At 46.5% G+C, this 26,477-nt stretch carries 22 protein-coding genes and 1 riboswitch; of the genes, 10 read left to right on the forward strand and 12 right to left on the reverse strand.

What is annotated here, in order from left to right:
* Positions 1–2: 2 nt before the first annotated feature.
* Both FG11_RS02080 and FG11_RS02085 read left to right on the forward strand, forming a co-directional pair.
* Positions 3–1,010, forward strand: coding sequence for an FAD:protein FMN transferase (locus FG11_RS02080; RefSeq protein ID WP_047532824.1), 1,008 nt, complete (start codon positions 3–5; stop codon positions 1,008–1,010).
* A complete protein-coding gene (locus FG11_RS02085) occupies positions 1,007–2,608 on the forward strand; it encodes a sulfite reductase subunit alpha (RefSeq protein WP_081978169.1) in 1,602 nt (533 codons plus the stop codon). Before FG11_RS02080 ends, FG11_RS02085 begins: the two co-directional genes overlap by 4 nt.
* Before the next feature lie 36 nt (positions 2,609–2,644).
* Here FG11_RS02085 and FG11_RS02090 read toward each other — a convergent pair whose 3' ends face one another.
* Together FG11_RS02090 and nadC are read right to left on the reverse strand one after the other, a co-directional pair.
* The gene (locus FG11_RS02090) at positions 2,645–4,432 is read right to left on the reverse strand and encodes a GspE/PulE family protein (protein WP_020183987.1); all 1,788 of its coding nucleotides are present in this window, start codon (positions 4,430–4,432) and stop codon (positions 2,645–2,647) included.
* A gap of 48 nt (positions 4,433–4,480) precedes the next feature.
* Entirely contained in the window at positions 4,481–5,356 is an 876-nt protein-coding gene (gene nadC / locus FG11_RS02095) for a carboxylating nicotinate-nucleotide diphosphorylase (RefSeq protein WP_052184900.1), read from the reverse strand.
* Positions 5,357–5,400: 44 nt separating this feature from the next.
* On the opposite strand from nadC, the gene FG11_RS02100 reads away from it, so the two are divergent.
* Positions 5,401–6,024 carry a glutathione S-transferase family protein gene (locus FG11_RS02100; protein ID WP_020183989.1) on the forward strand — a complete coding sequence of 208 codons (624 nt, stop codon included), beginning with the start codon at positions 5,401–5,403 and terminating at the stop codon, positions 6,022–6,024.
* Positions 6,025–6,028: 4 nt separating this feature from the next.
* Here FG11_RS02100 and FG11_RS02105 read toward each other — a convergent pair whose 3' ends face one another.
* Both FG11_RS02105 and FG11_RS02110 read right to left on the reverse strand, forming a co-directional pair.
* Positions 6,029–6,379 carry a hypothetical protein gene (locus FG11_RS02105; protein WP_020183990.1) on the reverse strand — a complete coding sequence of 117 codons (351 nt, stop codon included), beginning with the start codon at positions 6,377–6,379 and terminating at the stop codon, positions 6,029–6,031.
* 132 nt (positions 6,380–6,511) lie between these two features.
* Positions 6,512–7,423 (reverse strand): LysR family transcriptional regulator, encoded by a 912-nt coding sequence (locus FG11_RS02110; protein WP_020183991.1) that lies wholly within the window; start codon positions 7,421–7,423, stop codon positions 6,512–6,514.
* Between the two features lie 116 nt (positions 7,424–7,539).
* Between FG11_RS02110 and metE the strand changes: the two genes are divergently transcribed.
* The 3 genes from metE (at position 7,540) to FG11_RS02125 (ending at position 14,514) form a co-directional block, all read left to right on the forward strand.
* The gene (gene metE, locus FG11_RS02115; protein ID WP_047532829.1) at positions 7,540–9,822 is read left to right on the forward strand and encodes a 5-methyltetrahydropteroyltriglutamate--homocysteine S-methyltransferase; all 2,283 of its coding nucleotides are present in this window, start codon (positions 7,540–7,542) and stop codon (positions 9,820–9,822) included.
* Positions 9,823–10,020: 198 nt separating this feature from the next.
* Positions 10,021–10,243, forward strand: a riboswitch (cobalamin riboswitch).
* A 166-nt stretch (positions 10,244–10,409) separates the two neighbouring features.
* Positions 10,410–13,229, forward strand: coding sequence for a ribonucleoside-diphosphate reductase subunit alpha (locus FG11_RS02120; protein ID WP_047532832.1), 2,820 nt, complete (start codon positions 10,410–10,412; stop codon positions 13,227–13,229).
* Between the two features lie 151 nt (positions 13,230–13,380).
* A complete protein-coding gene (locus tag FG11_RS02125; RefSeq protein WP_025223883.1) occupies positions 13,381–14,514 on the forward strand; it encodes a ribonucleotide-diphosphate reductase subunit beta in 1,134 nt (377 codons plus the stop codon).
* Between the two features lie 92 nt (positions 14,515–14,606).
* Here FG11_RS02125 and mnmA read toward each other — a convergent pair whose 3' ends face one another.
* The 3 genes from mnmA to FG11_RS02140 form a co-directional block, all read right to left on the reverse strand.
* Entirely contained in the window at positions 14,607–15,701 is a 1,095-nt protein-coding gene (gene mnmA / locus FG11_RS02130; RefSeq protein WP_047532835.1) for a tRNA 2-thiouridine(34) synthase MnmA, read from the reverse strand.
* A complete protein-coding gene (locus FG11_RS02135) occupies positions 15,698–16,129 on the reverse strand; it encodes an NUDIX hydrolase (RefSeq protein WP_033425165.1) in 432 nt (143 codons plus the stop codon). The genes mnmA and FG11_RS02135 overlap by 4 nt, the downstream gene beginning before the upstream one ends.
* 82 nt (positions 16,130–16,211) lie before the next feature.
* On the reverse strand, positions 16,212–16,847 hold the full coding sequence (locus tag FG11_RS02140) for a YchE family NAAT transporter (protein ID WP_020183997.1): 636 nt from the start codon (positions 16,845–16,847) through the stop codon (positions 16,212–16,214).
* 88 nt (positions 16,848–16,935) lie between these two features.
* Between FG11_RS02140 and FG11_RS02145 the strand changes: the two genes are divergently transcribed.
* Together FG11_RS02145 and rng are read left to right on the forward strand one after the other, a co-directional pair.
* Positions 16,936–17,523: a Maf family protein gene (locus FG11_RS02145; protein WP_047532838.1), complete on the forward strand. Its 588-nt coding sequence runs from the start codon at positions 16,936–16,938 to the stop codon at positions 17,521–17,523.
* Positions 17,523–18,986 (forward strand): ribonuclease G, encoded by a 1,464-nt coding sequence (gene rng / locus FG11_RS02150; RefSeq protein WP_020183999.1) that lies wholly within the window; start codon positions 17,523–17,525, stop codon positions 18,984–18,986. Before FG11_RS02145 ends, rng begins: the two co-directional genes overlap by 1 nt.
* A 47-nt stretch (positions 18,987–19,033) precedes the next feature.
* Here the strand turns inward: rng and FG11_RS02155 are convergent, their stop codons facing one another.
* The 4 genes from FG11_RS02155 to FG11_RS02170 form a co-directional block, all read right to left on the reverse strand.
* A complete protein-coding gene (locus tag FG11_RS02155) occupies positions 19,034–21,028 on the reverse strand; it encodes a dynamin family protein (protein WP_020184000.1) in 1,995 nt (664 codons plus the stop codon).
* A gap of 83 nt (positions 21,029–21,111) precedes the next feature.
* Positions 21,112–21,687: a YggT family protein gene (locus tag FG11_RS02160; protein ID WP_047532841.1), complete on the reverse strand. Its 576-nt coding sequence runs from the start codon at positions 21,685–21,687 to the stop codon at positions 21,112–21,114.
* A 2-nt stretch (positions 21,688–21,689) separates the two neighbouring features.
* Positions 21,690–22,517: a pyrroline-5-carboxylate reductase gene (gene proC / locus FG11_RS02165; protein WP_047532844.1), complete on the reverse strand. Its 828-nt coding sequence runs from the start codon at positions 22,515–22,517 to the stop codon at positions 21,690–21,692.
* Positions 22,518–22,553: 36 nt separating this feature from the next.
* Positions 22,554–23,276, reverse strand: a complete 723-nt coding sequence (locus FG11_RS02170) for a YggS family pyridoxal phosphate-dependent enzyme (RefSeq protein ID WP_047532846.1) — start codon at positions 23,274–23,276, stop codon at positions 22,554–22,556.
* A 79-nt stretch (positions 23,277–23,355) separates the two neighbouring features.
* Between FG11_RS02170 and FG11_RS02175 the strand changes: the two genes are divergently transcribed.
* Both FG11_RS02175 and FG11_RS02180 read left to right on the forward strand, forming a co-directional pair.
* On the forward strand, positions 23,356–24,399 hold the full coding sequence (locus tag FG11_RS02175) for a type IV pilus twitching motility protein PilT (RefSeq protein WP_025223890.1): 1,044 nt from the start codon (positions 23,356–23,358) through the stop codon (positions 24,397–24,399).
* A gap of 46 nt (positions 24,400–24,445) precedes the next feature.
* Positions 24,446–25,582 carry a PilT/PilU family type 4a pilus ATPase gene (locus tag FG11_RS02180; RefSeq protein WP_020184005.1) on the forward strand — a complete coding sequence of 379 codons (1,137 nt, stop codon included), beginning with the start codon at positions 24,446–24,448 and terminating at the stop codon, positions 25,580–25,582.
* A gap of 129 nt (positions 25,583–25,711) precedes the next feature.
* On the opposite strand, the gene FG11_RS02185 is transcribed toward FG11_RS02180, so the two are convergent.
* Positions 25,712–26,470 (reverse strand): OmpA family protein, encoded by a 759-nt coding sequence (locus tag FG11_RS02185; RefSeq protein ID WP_025223891.1) that lies wholly within the window; start codon positions 26,468–26,470, stop codon positions 25,712–25,714.
* Positions 26,471–26,477: the final 7 nt, after the last annotated feature.

Raw genomic sequence — 26,477 nt, forward strand, 5'->3', positions numbered from 1 at the left:
AGATGCGTCGTGTATTAATACCACAAAACCTGCAATCACTACCCTCTAAACTCCCTACGGGAGCGTTGCACACACTCAGCGGACAGTCTATGGGTACTACATGGACTATCCGCTACATCCATCCTGATCAATCATCACAAACAGTTGTTCAAACATTGATACAGCGTGAGCTTGATTTGGTGGTGGCGCAAATGAGTACGTGGCAAGCAGACTCTAACCTGAGCCTGTTTAATTCTGCAGGTGCCAATACTTGGCATACGTTGCCCAGCGCTTTTTTTCAAGTGCTGGATTGTGCATTAACAATAGCAGCAGATACCGACGGCGCATTTGACCCCACCATTGGTGCAGTGGTGAACTTATGGGGATTTGGTCCGGATGGTCAGCGCATATCTCCGCCTAGTCAGGCTGAGGTGGAAGCAGTGCATGCCCATACAGGTTGGCAAAAGTTACAACTAGACCAGTCAGGGATGCGTGTATTGCAACCGGGAAATCTGTATGTGGATTTTTCGGGCATTGCAAAAGGTTATAGTGTCGATTTAATCGCCCAAGCACTAGAGGCTGCGGGTATCGAGAATTATTTGATTGAAGTCGGCGGAGAGCTATCTGGTGCTGGTATCAAACCAGATGGGCAGCCATGGTGGGTTGCACTTGAGATGTCACCATCCGCATCAGGGATTTCGGAGTCCATTGTTGCGTTACATGGGTTGGCAGTAGCCACCTCTGGTGACTATCGACGATATTTCGATTACCAAGGTCAGCATTACGCCCATACCATAGACCCTAGAACAGGTTTCCCAATCAATCGCACATCGAATGCATTGGTGTCTGTTTCGGTGCTGCATGCGCAGTGCATGATTGCGGATGCACTAGCAACAGCTTTTACCGTGATGGGTACGCAAGCTGCGTTAAGTTATGCCGAGCAACATGATGTGGCTGCGCTATTGATGGAACAAACACCAGAAGGAGATAAAGAACACTTATCTCCTCAATTGATGGCGATGCTGGAATGAAATTTGTAATGAAACATGCGTTGGTTGGACTCACTTTTTTTCTGCCTAGCTTAGCCTACGCAGAAAGTTTTCATATGGCGCATCTTCTGAATGCGGCAGCTGTCGTTACGCTTTATCTACTGTTTTGTGGATGGATTGTCTGGCGATACAGAAAAACAGCAGCACAAGCGCGGCTAAGCAAAAATCAAGTGAACGCAAATCTAGGTGACGAGAGTAGCGTTCTGGTTGCCTATGCCAGCCAGACTGGCAATGCTGAGCAGCTTGCTCAAAAAACTGCAGAGTCACTCAGATTGGCAGGGTTGGCTGTTGAAATACACGCGCTTTCAGCAATCAACACAGATATGCTCAAACGCTTCACGCGTGTATTGTTTGTAGTCAGTACCACGGGCGAAGGTGACGCACCAGACAATGCTGTCGAGTTTCTACAAAAAGTAATGCTGGATGATACGCGTCTTACGCATCTTGCCTACGCTATTTTAGCGCTAGGGGATACCAGCTATACCCACTTCTGCGGCTTTGGGCACACGCTGGATACTTGGTTGCAACATACGCATGCTAATCCTTTATTCGATATGGTCGAGGTAGACAAAAGCGATGACGGGGCATTAAGGCATTGGCAATACCAACTCAGTGTGCTGGCAAAAGACACGGAAATGGCTGACTGGAAAACGCCGGAATACCAACACTGGCAATTAACTGAGCGTACATTGCTGAATGCAGGCAGTGCAGGCGCCCCCGTCTACCATTTAAGACTTTCTACGCAGCAAGACATGCATTGGCAAGCCGGTGATATTGTAGAAGTTGGGCCACGAAACGCACAGAAATCTATCGATACATTTCTTAAACGCCTTGGTTTAGATGGCGCGATAAGTGTGGGCGATGGGAGTATGACTTTTAATGAAGCATTACAAAACAAATTGCTGCCGCATGATGCTGCTGATTTTGACGGGTTAGTCAGTTTAGATGCCGAAGCAGTCTTGCTGAGGTTAACAACATTACCGCACCGTGAGTATTCGATTGCATCGATACCGCAAGATAACAGCCTGGAACTTGTGATTCGCCAAACCCATTACGCTGATGGCCGATTAGGTATTGGCTCCGGCTGGCTAACAGAATATGCAGCTTTGAATAGTGATATTGCCGTGCGCATACGCGAGAATGCAGCTTTTCATCCGCCAGCAAATGACATTCCATTGATTTTAATTGGAAATGGTACCGGGATTGCAGGATTAAGAGCGCATCTAAAGTGGCGTGCCCACACAGGGCAGCGTAATAGTTGGCTGATTTTTGGTGAGCGTAATGCCAAGCACGACGCTTACTTTAAAGACGAATTAGAGCGCTGGCGTGAACAAGGGGTATTAGCCAGGGTGGAAACGGCCTTTTCACGCGACCAAGGTGAGCATGTCTATGTGCAAGATGTATTGAGGATGGTAGGGCCTGACGTGTTGCAGTGGGTAAACGAGGGTGCTGCTATTTACGTGTGCGGTAGCGCCAGTGGTATGGCACCAGCCGTGCATGGGGTGCTGCTTGAATTATTGGGTGAGGCGAGATTATCTACATTGACTGCGGCTGGCCGCTATCGTCGCGATGTGTATTAGGCTTTTACCTTTTTTACCAACGAGTTAGTTTATTGATTATTGCTCAATCGGTGGCGCAACTTTCAGCACTTCTTCTACCGTCGTTAAACCAGCGGCAATTTTTTCCGCACCATTCAGCAGCAAAGGCTGCATACCTTCTTGGTAGGCAAGGTTTCTCAGTACGGCCAAATCGGTATCTGGCGTGATGAGTTTTCTAATTTTGTTAGAAAACGTCAACATTTCATAAATGCCACTACGCCCGCGGTAACCTGTATTACGGCATTCTAAGCATCCTACTGCTTTCATGGCTGTGGTTGGTTTATTGGCCCTGAATGGATAAGTGACCGATTTCCACTCATCATCGGTCAGCTCTGTAGGCACTTTGCAAGCTTGGCACAGGGTACGTACCAAGCGTTGCCCCATAATGCCTAAAATGCTGGAGTGAATTAGATAAGACGGCACACCCAAATCCAGCAAACGGGTGACGGCAGAAGGCGCATCATTGGTATGCAAAGTGGAGAGCACCAAGTGTCCCGTCAGCGCAGCTTGTATCGCCATGTCCGCAGTTGCTTGGTCGCGAATCTCACCCACCATGATAATGTCCGGGTCTTGCCGCATCAGTGTGCGGATACCTTCGGCAAAGCCCAAGCCTATGTTTTGCGTGACCTGCATTTGGTTAAATGCAGGTTCAATCATTTCAATCGGGTCTTCTACCGTGCTGACATTGACCTCGGGGGTGGCGAGCTGTTTGAGTGTGGAATATAGCGTGGTGGTTTTGCCTGAACCAGTTGGCCCTGTCACCAAAATAATGCCGTTGGGTGCTTTGGTCCATTGTGCCCAAAGCTCAGCTTGTTTTTTGGAGAAGCCAAGCTGTAAAAAGTCCTGCACAATCACGTCCGGCGTAAATACCCGCATCACCAATTTTTCACCAAATGCCGTGGGCATGGTGGAAAGCCGTAACTCAATTTCGGTGCCATCGCCGCTCAGTGTCTTGATGCGACCATCTTGCGGGCGCCGTTTTTCTACCATGTCCATCCGCCCCAGCAGCTTAATGCGGCTGGTAATCGCGTTCATGATGTTGCTGGGCAGTTGGTAGACTTGATGCAACACACCATCAATACGGAAACGCATGGTGCCAACATTGCGGCGAGGCTCTAAATGAATGTCACTGGCACGTTGTTCAAACGCATATTTAAGCAACCAGTCTACAATGTTGACCACATGTTGCTCGTTGGCATCTAAGTTTTTATCTTTACCCAGCTCAATGAGTTGCTCAAAGTTTTGTACGCCAACAATTTGGCCAGCCTTGGCAAGGTTCGCTTGATTGATAGAGGTGGCAAGATTGTAAATTTCCGGCAAGTAGCGATTGATTTCCAACGGGTTCGCCATCACCAGTTTGATTTTTAAATTGAGCACACGCTCTAAATCAGCAATCCACTCCACATGGAAAGGATCTGCCGTGGCAATGGTCGCAGTATCGCCTTTGACAGAAATCGGCATGATTTTTAGGCGTTCTGCATACGCCTTAGACATGACTTGTGCGGCAGAGGAGAAATCTAACTTGAGCGGGTCAATATGGTAAAAATCTACTTTGGCGTGATGCGCAATAAAGTGACTTAATTGCTCTACCGAGAGTGACTTATGTGGCGGCTTGAGATCTTTCCATTTTTGCTCTGCAATCACCACAATCGGGTGCAGATTAGAGCTGTCTTTTTTTCTGTCTTTGTACAGCTTTTCCGCTTGTACTTTATCAATATGGCCATCATTAACCAGCATGCGCAACACTTCACCCAGATTGAGTCTACTGGAGATTTTTGGGGCATGTGAACGAGTAACTGTGTTCATAGTGAGTCGTAAAAAATATTCATTCTATTATGAACGAAAAAGTGCAATTTAGTGCATTTTAATACGCATACTTAGGTCCACTGCGCGGATATGTTTGGTTAAACTACCAATCGAAATTCTATCTACGCCAGTTTCTGCAATCGCGCGTATTGTGGCTAAGCTCACATTGCCAGAAGCTTCCAACACAGCACGTTGTTGGTTAAGCTGCACTGCTACGCGCATTTGCTCCAAGGTAAAATTATCCAGCAGAATATTTTTTGCGCCAGCTTGCAATGCCTCTTCTAGCTGCGTTAAATTTTCTACTTCTATTTGGGTGCTCACGCCGGGGTGGAGACTAAACGCACTATGTAATGCGGCACTAATGCTGCCCGCCGTAGCAATATGGTTTTCTTTAATCAAAATGCCATCGTACAAAGCCAAACGTTGGTTTAGCCCACCGCCAATGGTCACTGCATATTTTTGCGCCAAGCGTAATCCGGGAATAGTTTTGCGCGTGTCCAGTACTGCGGTGGATAAGCCTTGAATCTCATCCACGTATTGCCGCGTGGCCGTCGCTGTGGCACTCAGCGTTTGCAGAAAATTTAGTGCGGTACGTTCCGCGGTGAGCAGTGCACGTGCTTGCCCTGAAATTTCGCATAACAGTTTATTAGGAGGCACCGTTTCGCCTTCTTTAACATGCCACACAATCTTGACTTGCGGGTCTAGTTGATGAAAGCAGGCATTCAACCAATCTTGCCCGCACACGACAGCTGACTCTCTAGCAATAATGGTGGCTTGTGCTTGTTGATGCTCAGGAATGAGCGATGCGGTTAAGTCTCCTGTGCCCATGTCTTCTTGCAGTGCTAGCGTGACTTGTGCATGCACTAATTGTAAAAATTCTGGTGAATGCGGGGGAAACTGTTGTGTAAAAAGCGGTGTCATCATAATTCTATTATAATGGGCATTCTTTACATTTATTCATCACTTTTATGCAACTTCTTTATACCGTCAATAGCCCGTATGCACGTAAAGTGCGTATCGTTGCGCTCGAAAAACATGTGGATATTGCGTTGAACGAGGTGGTGCTGTCCGATCCGGATTGCCCAGTGCGTCAGCATAACCCGTTGGGTAAAGTGCCGGTGCTGGTGTTGGATGATGGTGAGGCTTTGTACGACTCACGCGTGATTGTGGAATATCTGGATCACCGCACACCCTTGGCACAACTCATCCCGCACGATCATCTTGCCAAAATCAAAGTGCGCCGCTGGGAAGCGCTGGCTGATGGCGTGTGTGATGCAGCGGTAGCAGTTGTGATGGAACAGCGCAAGCCAGAGGTGCAACAATCACAGACGCAAATCGATAAGCAAATGAGTAAAGTGATGCAAGGGCTTGCCGTGCTAGATGCGGATTTGTTAAAAAAGAAATGGTGCGTGAACGAAACGTTTAGCTTAGCGGATATCGCTTTGGGCTGTAGCTTGGCTTACTTTGATTTACGCTTTAAGCAATTGCGCTGGGAAGGGAAAACCTGGCAAGATAAATTCCCTAACTTAGCCAAACACTACAATGTGTTGATTAAGCGCCCCAGTTTTAAACAAACCATGCCAACGCCGTAATGGCTTAAAAGTGCATAGGCAAGGGCAGCGTCATCTCGTCCTCGTCTTCCACAATCATAGACAGCCGATTTTTTGAGCGCATGGATTGACGGTCATTCAAGCGTTTTTGTGCAGCGGATGGGAAATCAGTAAATTGTATGAGATTGCGCTCAATCAAAATCTCAATCAAATCCTCTAGTACGCGGGCAAGTTGAATATCACTTTCGCGGAACGCCGCATGCTGTTTGAGTTCTGCCTCAATAAACGCAATATAGTCCGGATGTTTGTTTTCCAGAAATTGCCAATTTGTCTCCACCTGAACAGTGCTACTGGCGGCAATGATATTGCCTTGATCATTTCTTAATACGTAAGCCATAGGTTATCCATCGTCAATTAGCGCGAAATACATTATGCAACATGCTTTGATTGTATTTACGGCATAGCGAACACAATACTTTAATTAAAAGTACTATCGCATCTTAACTTCAATTTAACCTGATGGCTTGGATTATATGAGTTGAATCGCATCCAGTTGAGTTAGGCAGGTATTTCTGATAATTTCATTTAAATCAATCACATATTGCTTGGTAATGGTTTCTTGTGACGCAATCAGATATAAGTTTGACCACAAACCTTGCTTGCCGATGGACTTGGCCATCACATAGTCATGATCCACGTAACTACGAATGCCCCAGTTGGGCAGCGCAGCCACTCCGCGCCGACTGGCAACCAGTTGCATAATCGCGATGGTTAATTCTGCAGTGCGGCGGTGATACTGAATATCGGCAGGTGCTAGTACTTGCTGAATCACGTCTATTCTAGTATCGGCTACCGGATAGGTAATCAGCGTTTCGCCTTCAAAATCTTTGGCCTCTAACTTGGTTTTTTTGGCAAGCCGATGGTCATTTGGCAACACTGCCATGATTTCAAATTTGAATAAAGGCAGGTAAGGTAGGTGCGTATTCTTTTGCGGTAAACCGCCAATCACAATATCGGCTTTGCCTTCATCAATGAGTTGCCAAGGGTCACTGTGAAAACCGGCCACTAGATCAATTTCCACCTCGGGCCAAGCGCGTCTAAAGTTGTCCATCACTGGGGTGAGCCAATCAAAGCAAGTGTGGCATTCCAGCACAATCCGCAGTTCTCCAGACTGATTGCTTTTTAAGCGCACCAAATCGCGCTCTGCTTTTTCAATGGCGGGCAATAGCTCATGCGCCAACGCCAGTAAACGTTCGCCGGCCTTGGTAAACGTTAAGCCCTGCGGCATGCGTTTGAACAGCACAATATCGTAATGCTGTTCTAACGCTTTGATTTGATGCGACAGCGCAGACTGCGTTAAAAACACACGCTGAGCGGCCAAGCCAAGTTTGTTGGTTTCCGCAATGGCTTTGAGCGATTTTAGGTGGCGAATTTCTAGCATTTGAGTAGTTTAAATATCAGGTATGAATTAAATTCAAATTTACCATAAAAACTTTCGCTTTATTAATAAAGTTGTGTCATCAACAATAACGCTTTTTCAAAAGCGAAGGGTAGCACATGGCACAAACACATATTTTAGGGTACCCGCGTGTGGGTGAACAACGTGAGCTTAAGTTTGCGTTAGAGTCGTTCTGGCGTGGTGAAACGACTGCTTCGGATTTACAAAACACAGCAGCACAATTGCGTGCCAACCATTGGCAAAAACAGCAGGCAGCAGAGCTCACGTATATCAGTAGCAATGATTTTTCTTTATACGACCATGTGCTAGACCACGCTGTGTTGTTTGGTGCAACGCCTAAGCGCTTTGCCAAGCCACCGTTTGGTGAAAAAAATGCACCGCCGGAGACTGCATATTTTGCATTAGCGCGTGGCAATATTGAGCAACCCGCCATGGAAATGACCAAGTGGTTTGATACCAACTATCATTACATCGTACCTGAGCTGAATGCGGAAACACAGTTTTCGGTAAATGCGCATGACTTCTTAACCCAGCTAGACGAAGCGCAAAAGTTAAATGCCAACGTAAAGCCTGTGTTGTTGGGGCCGGTCAGCTTTTTGTATTTAAGCAAAGCTAAAGGCATCCATGCGCTGGATTTGTTAGATGGGCTAGCCCAGCAATACGCGCATTTGCTGCAAGAGCTACACATTAGAAAGATTGAGTGGGTGCAAATTGACGAGCCCATTTTTGCGCTGGATTTAGATGATCAATGGTTAAAAGCGTTTCAGCGTGCTTATGCTTGGTTAAGAACGCAGCGCCCTAAACTATTGCTAACGACTTACTTTGCCAACATCACGCGCTACCAAAGTGTGATTACTGATTTACCAGTGGATGGTTTGCATATTGATGCAGTGCGTGCGCCAGAACAATTGCTACCATGGGTGAACGCATTGCCTGCTTACTGGGTGCTTTCTGTCGGGGTGATTGATGGCCGCAATATTTGGCGTAACGATTTGGACAAAACGCTCACGCTCTTGGCAGTGCCCGCCGAACGTTTAAAAGAACGTCTGTGGATCGCACCAAGCTGCTCACTGTTGCACACACCAGTCACACTTAGACATGAGCAGCAGTTAGACAAGGAGCTTAAATCTTGGTTAGCATTTGCCGATGAAAAGTTAGATGAGCTTCATCTATTAGCGCAGGCGATTAATCAAGGGGATGCTTCTGTGGCTGAGGTACTTGCACAATCACGGCAGGCGATTGCTAGTCGCAAAGCATCTACCCGCGTGCATGATCAAACGGTGCAAGCTAGGATTGCCAACATTGATACTGTCAATGAAAACCGCGCCAGTACGTTTACAACGCGCCAGGCTATGCAAAAAACACGCTTGCAATTGCCGCTATTGCCTACCACTACCATTGGTTCTTTCCCGCAGACTGCAGATATCCGTGCTGCCCGTGCAGCTTTTAAAAAAGGCACGCTGCCACAAACGCATTATCACGCCAAAATGCTGGAGCATATTGAGTACGCGGTTCGCCAGCAGGAAGCACTGGAGCTGGATGTGCTGGTACACGGCGAAGCCGAGCGTAACGACATGGTGGAGTATTTTGGTGAACAGCTGGCAGGGTATGCCTTTACCCAGTATGGTTGGGTGCAGAGCTATGGCTCACGTTGCGTAAAACCGCCAGTGATTTATGGCGATGTGTATCGACCAACACCCATGACTGTGGAATATGCGCGTTATGCACAATCGCTCTCAGCCAAACCGGTGAAGGGGATGTTGACTGGTCCGGTGACGATGTTGCAATGGTCGTTTGTGCGTGACGATCAGCCACGTTATTTGACTGCACTGCAATTAGCGCTAGCCATCCGCGATGAAGTGGCCGATTTACAACAAGCGGGGATTGCCATTATTCAAATTGATGAGCCAGCGTTGCGTGAAGGCTTGCCGCTACAAAAAGCCGCGTGGGAGCATTACCTAAATTGGGCAGTGCGTGCATTTAAGTTATCTGCCAGTGTGGCAGAAGATACGACACAGATTCATACACACATGTGCTACGCAGAGTTTAATGATATTTTGCCAGCCATTGCGGCCATGGATGCGGATGTGATTACCATTGAAACTTCACGCTCAGCCATGGAGCTATTAGATGGCTTTGGCGCATTTGCCTACCCGAATGAGATTGGCCCTGGTGTGTATGATATTCACTCACCACGTGTGCCTACGGTAGCCTCAATGGAAAAGCTGATGCAGCGTGCGTTGGAAGTGATTCCAGCCGATCGTTTATGGATTAACCCGGATTGCGGCCTGAAAACGCGTGGGTGGCCCGAAACGATGGAGGCGTTAGCACACATGGTGCAGGTTGCAAAAAATCTGCGGACTTCTTTGGCAACTGCTTAGTGCAATTGTGTGAAATCTAGCGCATAAGGTTGTGTGCGTTAGGCCACATAAAAACCTCATGGAGACATGAGGTTTTTTTAATTTTAAATTAATTTAAAGCCAGTTTAAAACTTGAATAAAATCAAAGCGATAATCAATTTCAGATAAATATATTCAATATATTGTGTTTTTTGTATTGATAAACCACATTATATTGGGTTACATTAACGTCACTACGGTTTTCAACTTTTAATCAAACGTTGAAATAAAAGGGAATTCGGTACGGGTTAACATGTAATGTCTAACCTCAAGCCAAAGCTGCCCCCGCAACTGTAATTAGCGAGTTGTTTTGATTAGCTGCCACTGCATTGTTTGATGTGGGAAGGCCTAAAAACAATGAAGACCTAAGAGCCAGGAGACCTGCCGTCAGTATTTTCACCTTGATTGCGTGAATATTTTTGATAACGTTTGAGGCGGGGTGTCCTCGGCAGATAGAGTGTTGCACTTTGCACAAACACTCTGCCAGCTGGTCTTTTTTGAAGCTTACTGTTTAAACAAAATGTGAGCACATCAAAGGCATACCTGCCCCTTTTTTAAGGGAGCTATCCATGGATGATGTAAGAACATCAACAGTAGAAACATCACAATCTGGCCAACATCCGACTTTACAAGTCATCCGCCGTAATGGCGCAGTGGTGGCCTACCAACTCGACAAAATTGCCATTGCCATTACCAAAGCGTTTTTAGCGGTAGAGGGCAATCAAAGTGTGGCTTCGCAACGTGTGCGTGATCAAGTGGCTACACTCAGCCAATTGGTGAATACCGCATTGTTGCGCCGTATGCCAGCAGGTGGGGCAGTGCATATCGAAGATATTCAAGACCAAGTAGAGCTGGCCTTGATGCGCAATGGTAACCACGATGTCGCACGCGCTTATGTGCTGTATCGCGAAAAGCGCAATGCCGAACGTGCTGCCGAGAAAGCCAATGCGCCAGAGCAACAAGCCCATCACATCAATATCAATATCGACGGCAAGCTTAAACCGCTCAATATGACTATGCTAAATAACATGGTGGAAGAGGCGTGTGTGGGTTTGGGCAGCACAGTGAAACCGAGCGTGGTGGTTGAGCAAGCCGTACGCGATTTATACGATGGCATTGGGTTTAACGAGGTGCGTAAAGCGCTGATTCTTTCTGCACGTAGCCTGATTGAAACTGAGCCTGCCTATAACTATGTGACCGCGCGCCTGCAGTTGGATTTGGTGCGTGCGGAAGTGCTAGGTGGTGCGGTATCGCATACCGAAATGGCCACTGCTTACGCTGCTTATTTTCCACGCTATATCAAGATTGGTATTGAAGCCGATTTACTAGACCCGCGTTTAGGCCAGTTTGACTTGGAAAAACTGGGCGCAGAATTAACACATGACCGTGATTTTCAATTTGGTTATTTGGGTTTGCAAACCTTGTACGACCGCTATTTCTTACATATTGAAGAGCGTCGTATTGAATTGCCGCAGATTTTCTTTATGCGTGTGGCCATGGGTTTGGCCATTAATGAAATTGATCGCGAAGAACGCGCGATTGAGTTTTACCACTTGCTCTCCAGTTTTGACTTTATGAGCTCGACACCTACGCTATTTAACAGCGGAACATTGCACTCACAATTATCTTCCTGCTATTTGACGACGGTGAGCGATGATTTAGAAGGCATCTACCAAGGCATTAAAGAAAACGCCTTGCTACAAAAATATGCGGGTGGTTTGGGTAACGATTGGACGCCAGTACGTGCACTAGGTGCGCGTATTAAGGGCACCAATGGCAAGAGCCAAGGTGTGATTCCATTCTTAAAAGTCGTGAACGATACCGCAGTCGCCGTCAACCAAGGCGGCAAGCGCAAGGGTGCAGTGTGCGGTTACTTGGAAACTTGGCATCTTGACATTGAAGAGTTTCTGGATTTACGCAAAAACACTGGGGATGACCGTCGTCGTACGCACGACATGAATACCGCCCATTGGATTCCTGATTTATTCATGCAACGCGTGACTGAAAATGGCGAGTGGACATTGTTCTCACCTTCTGATGTGCCTGATTTGCATGATCTATACGGCAAAAAGTTTGCTGCGGCTTACACCGAATATGAGCGTAAAGCCGATAACGGTGAAATCAAATTATTCAAGCGCGTGCCGGCCTTGCAAATGTGGCGCAAGATGCTGTCGATGTTGTTTGAAACAGGCCATCCTTGGATCACATTTAAAGACCCATGCAATATTCGCTCACCACAGCAACACGTGGGCGTAGTGCATAGCTCCAATCTTTGTACCGAAATCACACTTAACACATCGGATACGGAAATTGCCGTGTGTAACTTGGGTTCGGTCAATCTATTGCAACATCTCACGCAAGAGGGAGATGCGCTGATGATTGACCAAGCCAAATTGGCTGCGACCACTAAAGTAGCGATGCGCATGTTAGACAACGTGGTGGATATTAACTTCTACGCCGTAGGCAAAGCGCGCAATTCTAACTATCGTCATCGCCCAGTGGGCATGGGCATAATGGGTTTCCAAAATGCACTGCATGCTATGCGTATTCCTTATGCATCACAAGCGGCAGTAGAGTTTGCGGATCGCACCATGGAAGCCGTGTGTTATCACGCCTATTGGGCATCGACCGAGTTGGCAGAAGAGCGTGGCGCATACTCCAGCTTTAAAGGCAGCTTGTGGGATCAAGGTATTTTGCCATTCGACACGCTTGATTTACTGACGACAGAACGTGGCGGCCATGTAGAAGTCGACCGTTCAATCACATTAGATTGGGCTGCATTACGTAGCCGTATTGCTGCAGTCGGTATGCGTAACTCCAATTGCGTGGCCATTGCACCGACAGCGACGATTTCTAACATTGTTGGCGTGTCTGCCAGCATTGAGCCGGAATATCAAAACTTGTACGTAAAATCCAACTTGTCTGGCGAGTTCACGATTGTGAATGAGCAATTGGTGAATGACCTCAAGGCCCGCGGTTTATGGGATGAAGTCATGGTATCGGACTTGAAATATTACGATGGCTCCTTGGCTAAAATCGAACGTGTGCCTGCAGATTTAAAAGCACTGTATGCCACAGCGTTTGATGTAGACCCGAGCTGGTTAATAGAAGCTGCCGCGCGCCGCCAAAAATGGATAGACCAAGCACAATCGCTCAACCTGTACTTTGCTGTGCCATCAGGCAAAAAGCTGAATGATATTTACATGTTAGCGTGGTTGCGTGGCTTAAAAACCACTTACTACTTGCGCTCAATGGGGGCAACGGCTGCAGAGAAATCGACCGGTACCGGTGGCGAACTCAATGCGGTATCTGCAGGTGCTGTGAGTGAACCAGAGCTGGCGCCTAAAATGTGCAGTATTGACAATCCAGAATGCGAATCATGCCAATAGAAAAATAAAACTTCGTCGCGATACGGCGTTGTGATCTAAATTTTTTCGCTTACATACTGAATGTATGCCGCGCTCATAATTTTCTCTCACGCCTAGTCTCGCTTAGCACTTTTAATTTTCTAGCAAAGTTAAATTAAGAATAGGAAAAAACATGCTTTCATTTGATGAAGATATTGTACAAGAAGCAGCAACACCCAACTTGACTGTGGTAGAGCGTAAACCAGCGCCGCCAGCACCCAGCCTGGCAGCCAATCAACCTGCATTCACAGGCCGTGTGAATGCTAATGACAAACGTATGATTAACGGTCAAACCGATGTGAATCAATTGGTGCCGTTTAAATACCACTGGGCTTGGGATAAATACTTGGCGGGTTGCGCTAACCATTGGATGCCGCAAGAGGTCAGCATGAGCCGCGACATTGCACAATGGAAAGACAGCACCGCGCTGACTGAAGATGAGCGCTTAATCGTTAAACGTAATTTAGGGTTTTTTACGACAGCAGACTCACTGGCGGCCAACAATATTGTGTTGGGTACATACCGTCATATTACTGCGCCAGAATGCCGCCAATATTTGCTGCGTCAAGGATTTGAAGAGGCCATCCACACGCATGCTTACCAGTATATTGTGGAAAGCTTGGGGCTGGATGAGTCAGAAGTGTTTAATGCTTACCAAGAAGTGGCGAGCATTAAGGCCAAAGATGATTTCCTGATTCCGTTCATCAATACACTGACGGACCCAGCGTTTAAAACCGGTACGCCAGAAGCCGACCAACAACTACTGCGCTCACTGATTGTGTTTGCCTGCATCATGGAAGGCTTGTTCTTTTATGTAGGCTTTGTGCAGATTCTAGCGTTAGGTCGCCAGAATAAAATGCAGGGCGCGGCCGAGCAGTATCAATACATTTTGCGCGATGAATCCATGCACTGCAATTTTGGTATCGATGTCATCAATACCATTAAGCTAGAAAATCCGCATTTATGGACCGCCGAATTCCGTGATGAAATTCGTAGTTTGATTCAACATGGCGTAGAGCTGGAATATCAATATGCGGAAGCGACCATGCCGCGTGGTGTCTTGGGTTTAAATGCTACTATGTTCAAAGAATATTTGCGGTTTATTGCCAACCGTCGTTGTCAGCAGATTGGTCTGGATGCGTTGTATCCGGGCGCGACTAATCCATTCCCATGGATGAGTGAAATGATGGATTTGAAAAAAGAGAAAAACTTTTTTGAAACACGTGTGACCGAATATCAAACCGGTGGCGCGTTAAGCTGGGATTAGTAGTCTTAGGTCTTAGCATTTGCAATGTCAAAAGGGTGGCCTAGCCACCCTTTTTGTTGATATCAATGATTGGTTTAGCCTATTGGCCTAACTTATAGCGCCCCAGTAATGATACCGCCACCCAAACATACATTGCTCTCATACACCACAGCGGACTGGCCGGGTGTAACCGCCCATTGCTTTTGACCAAAACGGATATCCACCTCTTGGGTATCTACAGCATCTATTTCACAGGGTGCATCGGGCTGGCGGTAGCGTGTTTTTGCTGCGTACACCCAGTTGGTCTTGGGTTCTTCACCGCTAATCCAATGTAACTGCCCAGCTTTGAGGCCGTCACTTTGCAATAACGGATGGTCGTGACCTTGCACCACAATCAGCTCGTTTTTGGCCATGTCTTTAGCCGCTACAAACCAAGGCTCGCCATTGCTTTCACGGCTACCACCGATTTTTAGCCCTTGACGTTGCCCCAGCGTGTAATACATCAAGCCTTCATGTTGGCCGACCAGCTTGCCTTCCGGTGTTTTCATATCGCCCGGTTGGCGCGGCAAATAGCGTTGCAAAAACTCTTGGAAAGGGCGCTCACCAATAAAACAAATGCCAGTGGAGTCTTTCTTTTCTGCGTTGGCTAAGCCTGCTTCGCGTGCCATCTCGCGTACTTCGCGCTTAAGATAGCTGCCCAGCGGGAATAATGTTTTTGACAGTTGTGCCTGATTCAAGCGGTGCAGAAAATAGCTTTGGTCTTTGCTGCCATCATCTGCTTTGAGCAATTGGTACTGACCAGCTTGTAATGGATTTTCACGCACTTTGGCATAGTGGCCAGTGGCGATTAAATCTGCCCCCATGCCCATGGCATGGTCTAAAAACGCTTTGAACTTGATTTCTGCGTTACACAGAATATCCGGGTTCGGCGTTCTGCCAGCCTGATACTCTTCTAGAAAATTGGCGAACACGCGGTCTTTGTACTCTTTGCTAAAGTTGACGGCTTCAATCTCAATGCCAAGCCTATCCGCGACAGACACAGCATCAATCAAATCTTGCTTGGATGAGCAGTACTCATCATTGTCATCGTCTTCCCAGTTTTTCATGAATAAACCGGTGACTTGATAGCCTTGTTGTTTGAGCAGCATGGCGGTGACGGAGGAATCTACACCGCCGGATAAACCAACAATGACATGCGGAGTTTTCATAATGCTTGACCTAAATGGGTGAGTAAGGCTAACGGATAACGTTTGCCTGCTAAATAATCTTCTACACACAGCAACACTTGCGGGCTACGCATCAGTGCAGTGTCTTTTGCGATTTCATCTTGGCTTTTCCAAACTGTGCCGATGATACCGTCATCCAACGTGCGCTCAGGGTAATGTGCACCCAACTTACCAGCAAAGGCGAAGCGCAAATAAGTAATCCCATTCAGTGGGTGTTGCCAATGGTAAATACCCACTAAGTATTCGGGCGTGAAGTCATACGCAGTTTCTTCAAGCGTCTCGCGAATCGCGGCATCAATAATCGTTTCATGTTCTTCCAAGTGCCCCGCAGGCTGGTTGAAACGATTGCCTCTGTCAGTGGTTTCTTCGACGAGTAAGAATTTCCCGTCTTGCTCGATGATGGCTGCCACCGTGACATTGGGTTTCCATTGGGCAGATTTGATAGGTTTGTTCACGCAGTACGTCTTTGAAAATAATATTGGTATTTTACCGTTAACTGGCTAATTGCGGAAATAAGCCAATCAATCCGTGCGCAATAAACTCTACCGCCATTGCAGCCAAAATCAGCCCCATCAGACGTGTGATGATATTAATGCCAATGGTACCCAGCCGCTGTGTGATGGCGTCTGCCAACTGCAAGACTAGCCAGATGACGCCAGCAATCACGGCGACAGGAATCACTAATGCGAGATGCCCGGTAAAGCTGGGGTGTTGCTGCGCACTTAAAATCATATGGGAGATAGCCCCGGGGCCAGCCAATAATGGAATGCTGAGCGGCACGATGGCAATGACATCACGTTCGGCCAAGCTTTGTGCTTCTTCCGGCGTTTGTCGCGTACCGCCTTGCTTGCCATGCATCATCGAAATGGAAATGAGTAAAATGAGAATACCGCCGCCTACCTGAAACGAGGGGATGCTGATGCCGAAGAAATCCAGAATGCCATCGCCAATAAATGCTGAGAGGCTTAATACAATGAATACTGAAAGTGCCACGGTACGCGCTGTACGCGCACGGTCGGTTTTTTGCCAGCCTTCGGTAGCGCTGATAAAAATTGGCAGGCTGCCAATCGGGTTCACAATCGCAAATAAGGCGATGGTGATTTTCACTAAATAACTATAATCATCCATAGACATCACTTCACTGGTTTACAATGTGTCAATCACATTGACGTGCCCATCATAGTCAATCTATCACACAGACACTAGTATTTTATTTATGCATATTATCCTCGCTTCACGCAGCCCTAGGCGTATTGAATTATTAAAACAGATTGATGTCAGTTGTACCGTCATGCCGGCAGATATTGATGAATCGGTCTGGCTAAATGAAGCAGCAGCGGATTATGTATTAAGGCTTGCTGTCGAGAAAGCAGAGGCGATCCGGGCCAGTGTTGATCAGTCAAACCAATTGTTTATCTTGGCCGCAGATACGACTGTTGCGCTTGCAGACGAGATTCTGGGTAAACCCGAAAACGATGCGGATGCTATGCGTATGTTAAAAAAACTCTCCGGGACAACGCACCAAGTGCATACAGCGATTGCCGTTTATGGTTACAATCGCACACTAAGGCTACTCAATACAACACAGGTTGAGATGATGCCGCTGACCGACACCATGCTAGAGGCTTATATCCAAGCAGGGGAGCACCGAGATAAAGCCGGTAGTTATGGCATTCAAGGGCTGGCAGGCGCTTGGATTCAACGCATTGATGGCAGTTATTCGGGTGTGATGGGGCTACCCCTGTACGAAACAGCGCAACTGCTTCACCAAATGAATGAATACTTAATAATTGAAAGATCATAGTGGCGCAAGAAATCTTAATTAATGTCACACCGCAAGAAACGCGTGTGGCGATTCTCGAACAAGGCATCGTGCAAGAGTTGCATATCGAGCGTAGCTCTTCGTTGGGGATCGTCGGCAATATCTATCGTGGCACAGTGGTACGTGTACTGCCCGGCATGCAATCTGCGTTTATCGAAATTGGCTTGCAGCGCGCTGCTTTTCTACATGTGGCAGACATCATGGAATGCCATATTGAAGATGGCGACATAAAAATTGAAAAGCCGATTCAAGAGGTATTGCACGAAGGTCAGTCCGTGATTGTGCAAGTCATTAAAGAGCCTATCGGTACCAAGGGCGCGCGATTGACCACCGAAATCAGTATTGCCGGCCGCTTTTTGGTGTTTCTGCCATACCAAAATCATATTGGCGTCTCACAACGTATTGAGATTGAAGAAGAACGTGAATTTTTGCGCAATCGTTTGCTCGGACTATTACCAGAACAGCGGGCGGGCGGCTATATCATTCGCACCATGTCAGAAACCGCAACAGATGAAGAGTTGCTGGCTGACATTGAGTATTTGCACAAAGTTTGGCAAAAAATTCAGGTGGAAAGTAAACAGGCCAGCGAACGCTCCTTAATTTTTTATGACCTAAGTCTGCCCAAACGTATTTTGCGTGATGTGGTATGCGCGGAAACTTCTACTATTCGCGTAGATTCACGCGAAATGTATGAGCGCCTAAAAGAGTTTGCCGAATTGTATGTAGCCAGAGCATTAAAGCCTTTGTTTCATTACAAAGGCGAGCGTGCGCTGTTTGATTTTTATGATATCGAAAAAGAAATCGAAAAAGCACTGGCACGCAAAGTGGAATTGAAATCTGGTGGTTATTTGATTTTTGATCAAACGGAAGCCCTCACGACTGTGGATGTGAATACGGGTAGCTTTGTCAGTGGCAAAAACCTTTCAGACACCATCTTTAAAACCAATTTAGAAGCAGCGCAATGTATTGCGCGCCAGCTACGGCTACGCAATTTGGGCGGCATTATCATTGTTGATTTCATCGACATGGATGAAGACAGTCAGCGTGAAACCGTGTTGGATGAGCTGAAAAAGGCGATTGCTACAGACCGAGCGCGTATTAATGTGAATGGCTTTACGCCGCTGGGCTTGGTGGAGCTCACACGCAAACGTACGCGCGAGAGTTTGGCGCATTTATTGTGTGAGGCGTGCGAGGTGTGTCAAGGCCGCGGTGAGTTGAAAACAGCACAAACCATTTGCTATGAAATTATGCGCGAATTACTGCGTGAGTCGAAGCAGTTTGACGCCAAAGAATTTAAGATATTGGCGTCTGCCGAAGTGATTAATATGCTGATGGATGAGGAATCACAAAGTCTGGCCAATCTGTCAGACTTTATTCAAAAACCAGTTTCATTACAGATCGAAACGCAGTGCGCGCGGGAAGAGTTCGATATTATTTGGATTTGACTTGGCCAGCTGCTTGCGCAGCGGCCTTAGTGATATAGCGCTTTACATCACATCAAGGGTAAACCTTCAAAGTTCAGCGCTTTCATTTGGTTTTCTTTTTCCAGCTTTTCTTGCTTGATTTTAGAGGCCTGCAAAATGGCTTTCATCAGTTGTAATAACGCATCGTCCAGTAATTTGCATTGACTGGCAATATGTTTATATTCTTCGCTGACTTGCACAATCTGTTTGTTGAGCGCTTCAGAACTGGACTTTGCCTCTACTAGGCCTTTGATGCGTTGATCTAGCGCTTCTTTATGCGTTTCAATTTGAATCTTCAATGTGACAATGACATTGTTGATCCAGCGCTCAGTATCATCATGCGCATTTTGGAAAGCACCTTGAGCTTCTGCCCCCAAACTCAAGAAAAAGCGTCGAATGAGAAAACGTTTTTCTGTGAGCACGTTAATTGGATCGGCACAAAAATCATGGGTAATTTTTTCTAAAGACTGCATTTTCTCCAGAAAGCTTGTCATGTTCAGTTCAGGTGGCGCGGAAATATCAAAGCCATGCTGCGTGCGGAATAGATCGTATATATGTTGTGTTAAACGACGAATGCTATTGCTTTCAGTGGTCACGTGAATCGCCAAATCATTGGCTTGTTTTATTAACTTACGTATGCTTTGATTCAAACGTACTGTCGTCCAGCTGTCATGCATTTCCTTGCGGCTTTCTGCAATCGAGTTATCTAAATAAGTCAGGCTAAGGTGGCGCAGCAGTTTTTTGCCGATACGGTTGATCTTTTCTTCGGCCTCTTTAAACACAGGTAGTGAGGCTTGATAACGCTGTTGGTCTTGCTGTGCTTTGGCCACCAAGTCATTAAATACGGTTTGGTGCTGCCCCAATAAGCCTTTTAATTCATCGAAACGAACACGAGAGTGATTGAGCTTTACCTGCATGAGTTTGCGTGACTCTTTCACCATTACACTGCATTCGGTAGCAATCGTGTTGCCAATAATTTCTTGTTTAGAGCTGGTGAGTTGATTGGAAAGCTCGGTTTCCAATACCTGAATATTGCTACGCTTGAGTAGCACTGGATCTTTTTTGATTTTGGCCAGCAGGCCTTTTTGTGCAGAAATCGTAAAAATTTGATTCTTGGGAATCATTAAATCGCGTGCAGTTTGCTCCACTTGGCGATTAATCTCTTTGGCAATTTCAAAGTCTGATTTCAGGTCATCCCATAACGTATCAATCTTATTCAGCACCACCAATTTATATTTGGCTTGGTCACGAATATATTCATTCCAAATTTGCATGTCGGAATGCGTCACACCGGTATCGGTAGCCGTGAGAAACAATACCGCATGTGCACCTGGAATGACTTTGTGGGTAAGCTCAGGCTCAGTCCCCAGCGCGTTAAGCCCGGGCGTATCAATGACAACTAAGCCATTTTTCAGCAGCTCATGTGGGTAGTTGATAATGGCATGGCGCCATACCGGCACTTCAATATGGGTACGGTTTTGTAGCGCATTGTTAGGATCTTTGGGGCTCCATAGGCCAAGTTTAATCGCTTCTTCAATGCTGACTTCTTTTCTATCAATCAGCTGACGCAGCGTTTTGCGCATTTGTTCAGGAAAGTCAGTTTCTAAGCGGAATTTTTTCCAAAGTTTTGGCAGCGTTTTAAGATAGGTAATGGAGTCGTCTGACAAGCGGGTTTCGATAGGTAGCAGCTTAATGCAGGGTTCTTCATCTTCATCCCATAACAACTCTGTCGGACACATGGTGGTGCGGCCAGCTTCGCTAGGCAATAAGCGTTGGTCATGGTCAGCAAAAAACAGCGCATTCACGGTTTCTGTTTTGCCCCGGGAAAACTCTGCCACTAGCGCCAAGGTCAGACGATCTTTTCTTAGCATGTCAGCAAAGTCGGTAAGGCGCAACTCTTGCAACGAGTTACTGCTGTCACTTCTCACTAACCAATCGCGGTAGCCGATAATGGTATCTGCAAGTGTATTACGCCATAGGTGATAGGCGGCGATTTTTTCTTGTAATGTTGTTTCTTGTGTCATGCGCAGTGAGTGTCTCTACATTTAAAAAGTCTGAAACCACGTGGCTATCAGCGCCATTAAATCATGAACATGGGCAGTTTTCATTAAAAAACTGCATTTAGTGACTGCTGAGCATAGCTTATGAAGGCAATGTTCACCATTTGCAACAAGATCATCGCCACCAGTGCCGAGAAGTCAATGCCATTCACGGGTGGAATCCATCTACGCAGCGGGGTGAGTATGGGGCGGGTGAGTGCACTTAATACGCCAGAGATAGGGGTATTTGGGTTCACCCAGCTTAACAACGCTTCAATCAGTATGGCGTAGAAAAATAAATCTAAACTCATGCGAATAATGGCTAACCCTGCGACTAGTAAGACATTTAGCCAGATGGCGCCCCCTGCCACGGCAAATGGAAAACCACGCAGGCTGAGTAAAATAAATTGCAGAATAATTTGCACAAGTAGAGCCAACACCAGCGTAGAGAGGTCTATTTTCTTATAGCTGGGAATCCAGCGCCTGGCTGGTTTGACAATGAAATCGCTGAGTGCAATGGTCATTTGTGCTAAAGGATTTTGAAACGGCGCTTTTAACCATTGCATAAAAAAGCGTAGCAATAGTACAAAGGTGAGGATATTCAGTACGGTGCTGATTAAAAAGCTAAATGCGGTATAGAGCATGTTTATGATTTTCCTAATTCATCGCCCATGATTTTAGCGCGTTTCTCTGCTTGTTGGGCTGCTAGAAAAATCGCGTCTTTGACTTTAGAGGTTTCCAAGCTCAGCAAGCCTTGCTCGGTAGTGCCGCCTTTGGAGGTGACTTGCGCGCGTAAGGTCTCTACCGGCGTTGTGCTGGTGGCCGCAAGCTGGCTGGCACCTTGAAAAGTGGCAATGCTCAATAGTTTAGCTTGTGCTTCGCTTAGGCCGAGTTTGATGGCGGCTTCTTGCAAGGCTTCAATCAGGTAAAACACGTAGGCTGGTCCGCTGCCAGAAATCGCCGTGACGGCATCTAGTTCGGCTTCTTGATTCAACCATACCGTGGCACCTACGGCATCTAAAATGCGTGTGGCCTGCTGTTGCTGTAATGCCGTCACTTGTGGTGTTGCATAAACGCCGGTCACTCCGACTTGAATTTGCGCTGGTGTATTCGGCATCGCGCGGACAATCATCGTATAGTCACCAAGCCAGCGACTTAAATCAGCAATGCGAATACCCGCTGCAATCGAAATCACCAGTTGTTGTTTGAGCAGCGGCGCCAGTGATTGCGCCAGAGTTTTTAACTGTTGCGGCTTCACGGCCAAAATAATCACATCGTTTTGGGCAATCTCGCTTAATTGATCGGTAGTGTTGACTTGATACGATGTGGTCAGCTGTATGCGCTTGTCAGCATCTAGCTCGACGACTTGTATGTGTTGGCTATCAAACTGTTGATGTTTTAAACCAATAATCATAGCGCTGGCCATATTGCCGCCGCCGATAAATCCTAGTTTGAAATGTGTGTTTGCTTGCATGCGATTGCACTTTCTCTGTATTGTTAACGCTCTGTGTTATTGATGCTCTGTCAGTGAATTTGTTGTGTTTGTCTGATGATAAACCCTTGCGCCAAACAGAGCTGAGCCAATGCGCACTATGGTAGCACCTTCTGCAATGGCGGCTTCAAAGTCATCGGACATGCCGATGGATAGTGTGTCTAGTGCAAACCCTTGTTGCTGTAATGTAAGATAAGCTTGGTGCACTTGTTTAAATTGTGCATGTTGCTGCGCAATGTCTTTTGTCGGTGCGGGAATCGCCATCAGGCCACGTAGCCGGAGTGCTGGCAGTCCGCGAATCACTTCGGCCAATGCAGCGATATCACTCAGGCCAGCGCCACTTTTGCTGGACTCTTCGCTACTGTTGATTTGAATGCAAACGTTTAATGGCGGTAATTGTGAGCCGCGAGCATTGGCTAAGCGTTCTGCAATTTTAATACGGTCTACAGAATGCGCCCATGCAAAGTGTTGGGCGATGGCTTGTGTTTTATTGCTTTGAATCGGACCAATAAAATGCCATTCAATAGTGCAGTCCTGCAGTTGCGCCTGTTTATCGATGGCTTCTTGTAGATAATTTTCACCAAAAATGGTTTGACCGGCTTCATACGCAATGCGTATTTTTTCTACGGATTGCGCCTTACTGACCGCACATAATTGTACTGTGTCATTACGTCCAACTTGTGCTTTGGCTTGGGCAATTCTTGCATGAATCGCTTGCAAACTGTCGTAAAAAGTGTTCATAATTCAAACATCTTAAAGATTAAACTTTGTGTAAAGTCTTAAGATAAAATTTAATTATAAAATAATGCTGGAGCTGATAGTGGATATTTCTGATTTACTCGCGTTTGCCGTCAAAAATAAAGCGTCCGATTTACATCTATCAGCAGGGTTGCCACCTATGATTCGCGTGCATGGTGATGTGCGCAAAATTAATGTGCCCGCCATGGATCATACCCAAGTACACGATATGGTGTACGACATCATGAATGATGGTCAGCGCAAAGTGTACGAAGAAACGCTGGAGTGCGATTTCTCATTTGAAATTCCCAATTTAGCGCGTTTCCGCGTCAATGCGTTTAATCAAAACCGTGGTTCTGGTGCGGTATTTCGTACCATTCCTTCCAAAATCCTCACCTTAGAGCAATTGAATGCGCCGGCGATTTTTAAAGAAATTGCCAATACACCACGTGGCATTGTGCTGGTAACGGGGCCAACTGGTTCGGGTAAGTCCACCACATTGGCGGCCATGGTCGATTATATTAACGAAAATGAAATGGGGCATATTCTCACGGTGGAAGACCCGATTGAGTTTGTGCATACCTCTAAAAAATGTTTGATTAACCAGCGTGAAGTAGGCCCGCATACTTTATCTTTCCAAAACGCCTTGCGTTCTGCATTGCGTGAAGACCCGGATGTGATTCTGGTGGGTGAGATGCGTGACTTGGAAACCATCCGTTTAGCCTTGAGCGCTGCGGAAACCGGTCACTTGGTATTCGGTACCTTGCATACCAGTTCAGCTGCCAAAACGGTGGATAGGATTGTGGACGTGTTCCCGGCAGCAGAAAAAGAAATGGTGCGCTCAATGCTGTCTGAATCTTTACGTGCCGTGATTTCACAAACCTTGTGTAAAACCAAAGATGAGCAAGGGCGTGTGGCAGCACATGAAATTATGATTGGTACGCCAGCGATTCGTAATTTGATTCGTGAAAATAAAGTGGCACAAATGTATTCAGCCATTCAAACAGGCCAAAACATTGGGATGCAAACGTTAGATCAGAACTTACAGGACTTGGTGCGCAGAAACATCATTAGTGCAGCAGAAGCGCGTGGAAAAGCGTCCAATCGCGATTCGATTGTTGGCTAGTTTTGTACATCATATTTAACCATCAAGCATTTAATTAGGATAAGCAATGGAACAAGGTCAGGCAGAAAAATTTGTATTTGATTTACTGAGGCTGATGATGACCAAAAAAGCCTCAGACATGTTTATCACCAGTGGCTTTCCGCCTGCGATGAAGATTGATGGCAAGATGACACCAGTTAGTACGCAAGTGCTCTCACCACAACAAACGCGCGAGATCTCACGCTCTATCATGAACGATAAGCAAACCGCAGAGTTTGACGCATCTAACGAATGTAACTTTGCGATTGGTTTGCCTGGTGTAGCTCGCTTTCGGGTGAACGCGTTTATTCAACGCGGTACGGTGGGGTTAGTGTTCAGAACCATCACGACTAAAATTCCTAAATTTGAAGATTTGGGTTTGCCCGATGTGTTGAAAGACATTGCGATGACCAAACGTGGATTGGTTATTTTTGTTGGCGGCACTGGCTCTGGTAAATCCACCTCGCTTGCAGCCATGGTGGGTTACCGTAACGAAAACAGTTATGGGCATATTATTACGATTGAAGACCCGGTTGAGTTTGTGCATGAGCACAAGAACTGCATTATTACGCAGCGCGAAATTGGTGTAGATACGGATAATTGGCACATCGCTTTGAAAAACACGTTACGCCAAGCACCCGATGTGATTTTGATTGGTGAGATTCGCGACAGGGAAACCATGGATTATGCAATTGCGTTTGCTGAGACAGGTCACTTGTGTATGTCCACGCTGCATGCAAATAGCACCAACCAAGCCTTAGATAGGATTATCAACTTTTTCCCGGAAGAGCGCAGACAGCAATTGCTGATGGACTTGTCTCTCAATTTGAAATCTGTCATTTCTCAGCGTTTGATTCCCAAACGTGATGGCATAGGGCGTACTGCTGCAATTGAAATTTTATTGAACTCACCTTTAATTTCAGATTTGATATTCAAGGGTGATGTGCATGGTATTAAAGATATTGTGGGGCGCTCACGTGAGTTGGGCATGCAAACCTTTGACCAAGCCTTGTTTGATTTACATGAAGCTGGTTTGATTACTTATGATGATGCGCTGCGTAACGCTGACTCTGTGAATGATTTGCGTTTGAAATTTAAGCTGCAAAGTAAAGATGCACATGCGCGCGATAACTCTTCTGGCCTGGATCATCTGGGGATTATGTAACGGCATTATGTAACTAAGTCATGGTGACTGTTTCAGTAATAAAAAAGCCAGAGAAACTCTGGCTTTTTTATGGGTGCGATGACGCACGCAATTGAATTAGCTAATTATATTTTTTACAGATATAGCATACTATTCAACAGCAATCTCCACCCGTCTTGCTTCCCCCTCGTTTCCTGTGCCTTCTGTTTCAATCGGTTTACGCATCTCAATTCTAGTCGATTCAACGCCTGCTGCAAGTAAAGCATCCATGCTCGCTTGTGCGCGTGCTTTAGCCAATTTTTGATTGCTTTCTCGACTGCCACGCGCATCGTGATAGCCAGAAATCACGGCTTTGGTATCTGGGTGTGAAATCAGCCATTCAATTGTGGGTTCCAGCACAGAGGCGCTATCCGCAGGTAGTGTAGATTTGCCCGTTTCAAAAAATAGCTTGGCAGCAGCAGGGGGCTCAGCACTCACAACTGCTTGCACGGCTGATGCTTGCAACTGATTATCAATAGTCACGCCAGGGCCAAAAAACGTTTGTAACTCTGCTGTTTTTTCTTGTTTGATTGCATCCGAAGCAACCGAACCCGTCAGCGTAACGACTTTGTCATCCCCGCTAAGTTGCCAGTCGCCCCCTGCCGCTAAAAACGTTTTTAAGCTATCGGCTTCGGCAAACCAGCTGACTTTTGAGCCATCGCCTTGATTGGAAAATGTGCTGGCGGTGACCTCAAAATGAAAAGGTTCGTCTATGGCGGTACTTGTTTCGGAAGTCGTGCTTGCACTGCCATCGTTGCAGCAAGCTTGGCTAGGGCCGCGACCCGTCAACAGCATCCAAGACAGCGTAAGCAATAGGATCAGTGTAATGATCCAAGTCCATCTATCATAGCCCGATTGATTGATATGCATGATTGTG

This window comes from Methylotenera sp. N17, from assembly GCF_000799155.1.
Taxonomy (GTDB): Bacteria; Pseudomonadota; Gammaproteobacteria; order Burkholderiales; family Methylophilaceae; genus Methylophilus.

What these genes read in the sequence shown, in the direction of transcription:
- FG11_RS02080 (WP_047532824.1), top strand. Translation starts at nt 3, where the DNA reads ATGCGTCGTGTATTAATACCACAAAACCTGCAATCACTACCCTCTAAA.
- FG11_RS02085 (WP_081978169.1), top strand. Translation starts at nt 1,007, where the DNA reads ATGAAATTTGTAATGAAACATGCGTTGGTTGGACTCACTTTTTTTCTG.
- FG11_RS02090 (WP_020183987.1), bottom strand. Translation starts at nt 4,432, where the DNA reads ATGAACACAGTTACTCGTTCACATGCCCCAAAAATCTCCAGTAGACTC.
- nadC (WP_052184900.1), bottom strand. Translation starts at nt 5,356, where the DNA reads ATGATGACACCGCTTTTTACACAACAGTTTCCCCCGCATTCACCAGAA.
- FG11_RS02100 (WP_020183989.1), top strand. Translation starts at nt 5,401, where the DNA reads ATGCAACTTCTTTATACCGTCAATAGCCCGTATGCACGTAAAGTGCGT.
- FG11_RS02105 (WP_020183990.1), bottom strand. Translation starts at nt 6,379, where the DNA reads ATGGCTTACGTATTAAGAAATGATCAAGGCAATATCATTGCCGCCAGT.
- FG11_RS02110 (WP_020183991.1), bottom strand. Translation starts at nt 7,423, where the DNA reads ATGCTAGAAATTCGCCACCTAAAATCGCTCAAAGCCATTGCGGAAACC.
- metE (WP_047532829.1), top strand. Translation starts at nt 7,540, where the DNA reads ATGGCACAAACACATATTTTAGGGTACCCGCGTGTGGGTGAACAACGT.
- FG11_RS02120 (WP_047532832.1), top strand. Translation starts at nt 10,410, where the DNA reads ATGGATGATGTAAGAACATCAACAGTAGAAACATCACAATCTGGCCAA.
- FG11_RS02125 (WP_025223883.1), top strand. Translation starts at nt 13,381, where the DNA reads ATGCTTTCATTTGATGAAGATATTGTACAAGAAGCAGCAACACCCAAC.
- mnmA (WP_047532835.1), bottom strand. Translation starts at nt 15,701, where the DNA reads ATGAAAACTCCGCATGTCATTGTTGGTTTATCCGGCGGTGTAGATTCC.
- FG11_RS02140 (WP_020183997.1), bottom strand. Translation starts at nt 16,847, where the DNA reads ATGGATGATTATAGTTATTTAGTGAAAATCACCATCGCCTTATTTGCG.
- FG11_RS02145 (WP_047532838.1), top strand. Translation starts at nt 16,936, where the DNA reads ATGCATATTATCCTCGCTTCACGCAGCCCTAGGCGTATTGAATTATTA.
- FG11_RS02155 (WP_020184000.1), bottom strand. Translation starts at nt 21,028, where the DNA reads ATGACACAAGAAACAACATTACAAGAAAAAATCGCCGCCTATCACCTA.
- FG11_RS02160 (WP_047532841.1), bottom strand. Translation starts at nt 21,687, where the DNA reads ATGCTCTATACCGCATTTAGCTTTTTAATCAGCACCGTACTGAATATC.
- proC (WP_047532844.1), bottom strand. Translation starts at nt 22,517, where the DNA reads ATGCAAGCAAACACACATTTCAAACTAGGATTTATCGGCGGCGGCAAT.
- FG11_RS02170 (WP_047532846.1), bottom strand. Translation starts at nt 23,276, where the DNA reads ATGAACACTTTTTACGACAGTTTGCAAGCGATTCATGCAAGAATTGCC.
- FG11_RS02180 (WP_020184005.1), top strand. Translation starts at nt 24,446, where the DNA reads ATGGAACAAGGTCAGGCAGAAAAATTTGTATTTGATTTACTGAGGCTG.
- FG11_RS02185 (WP_025223891.1), bottom strand. Translation starts at nt 26,470, where the DNA reads ATGCATATCAATCAATCGGGCTATGATAGATGGACTTGGATCATTACA.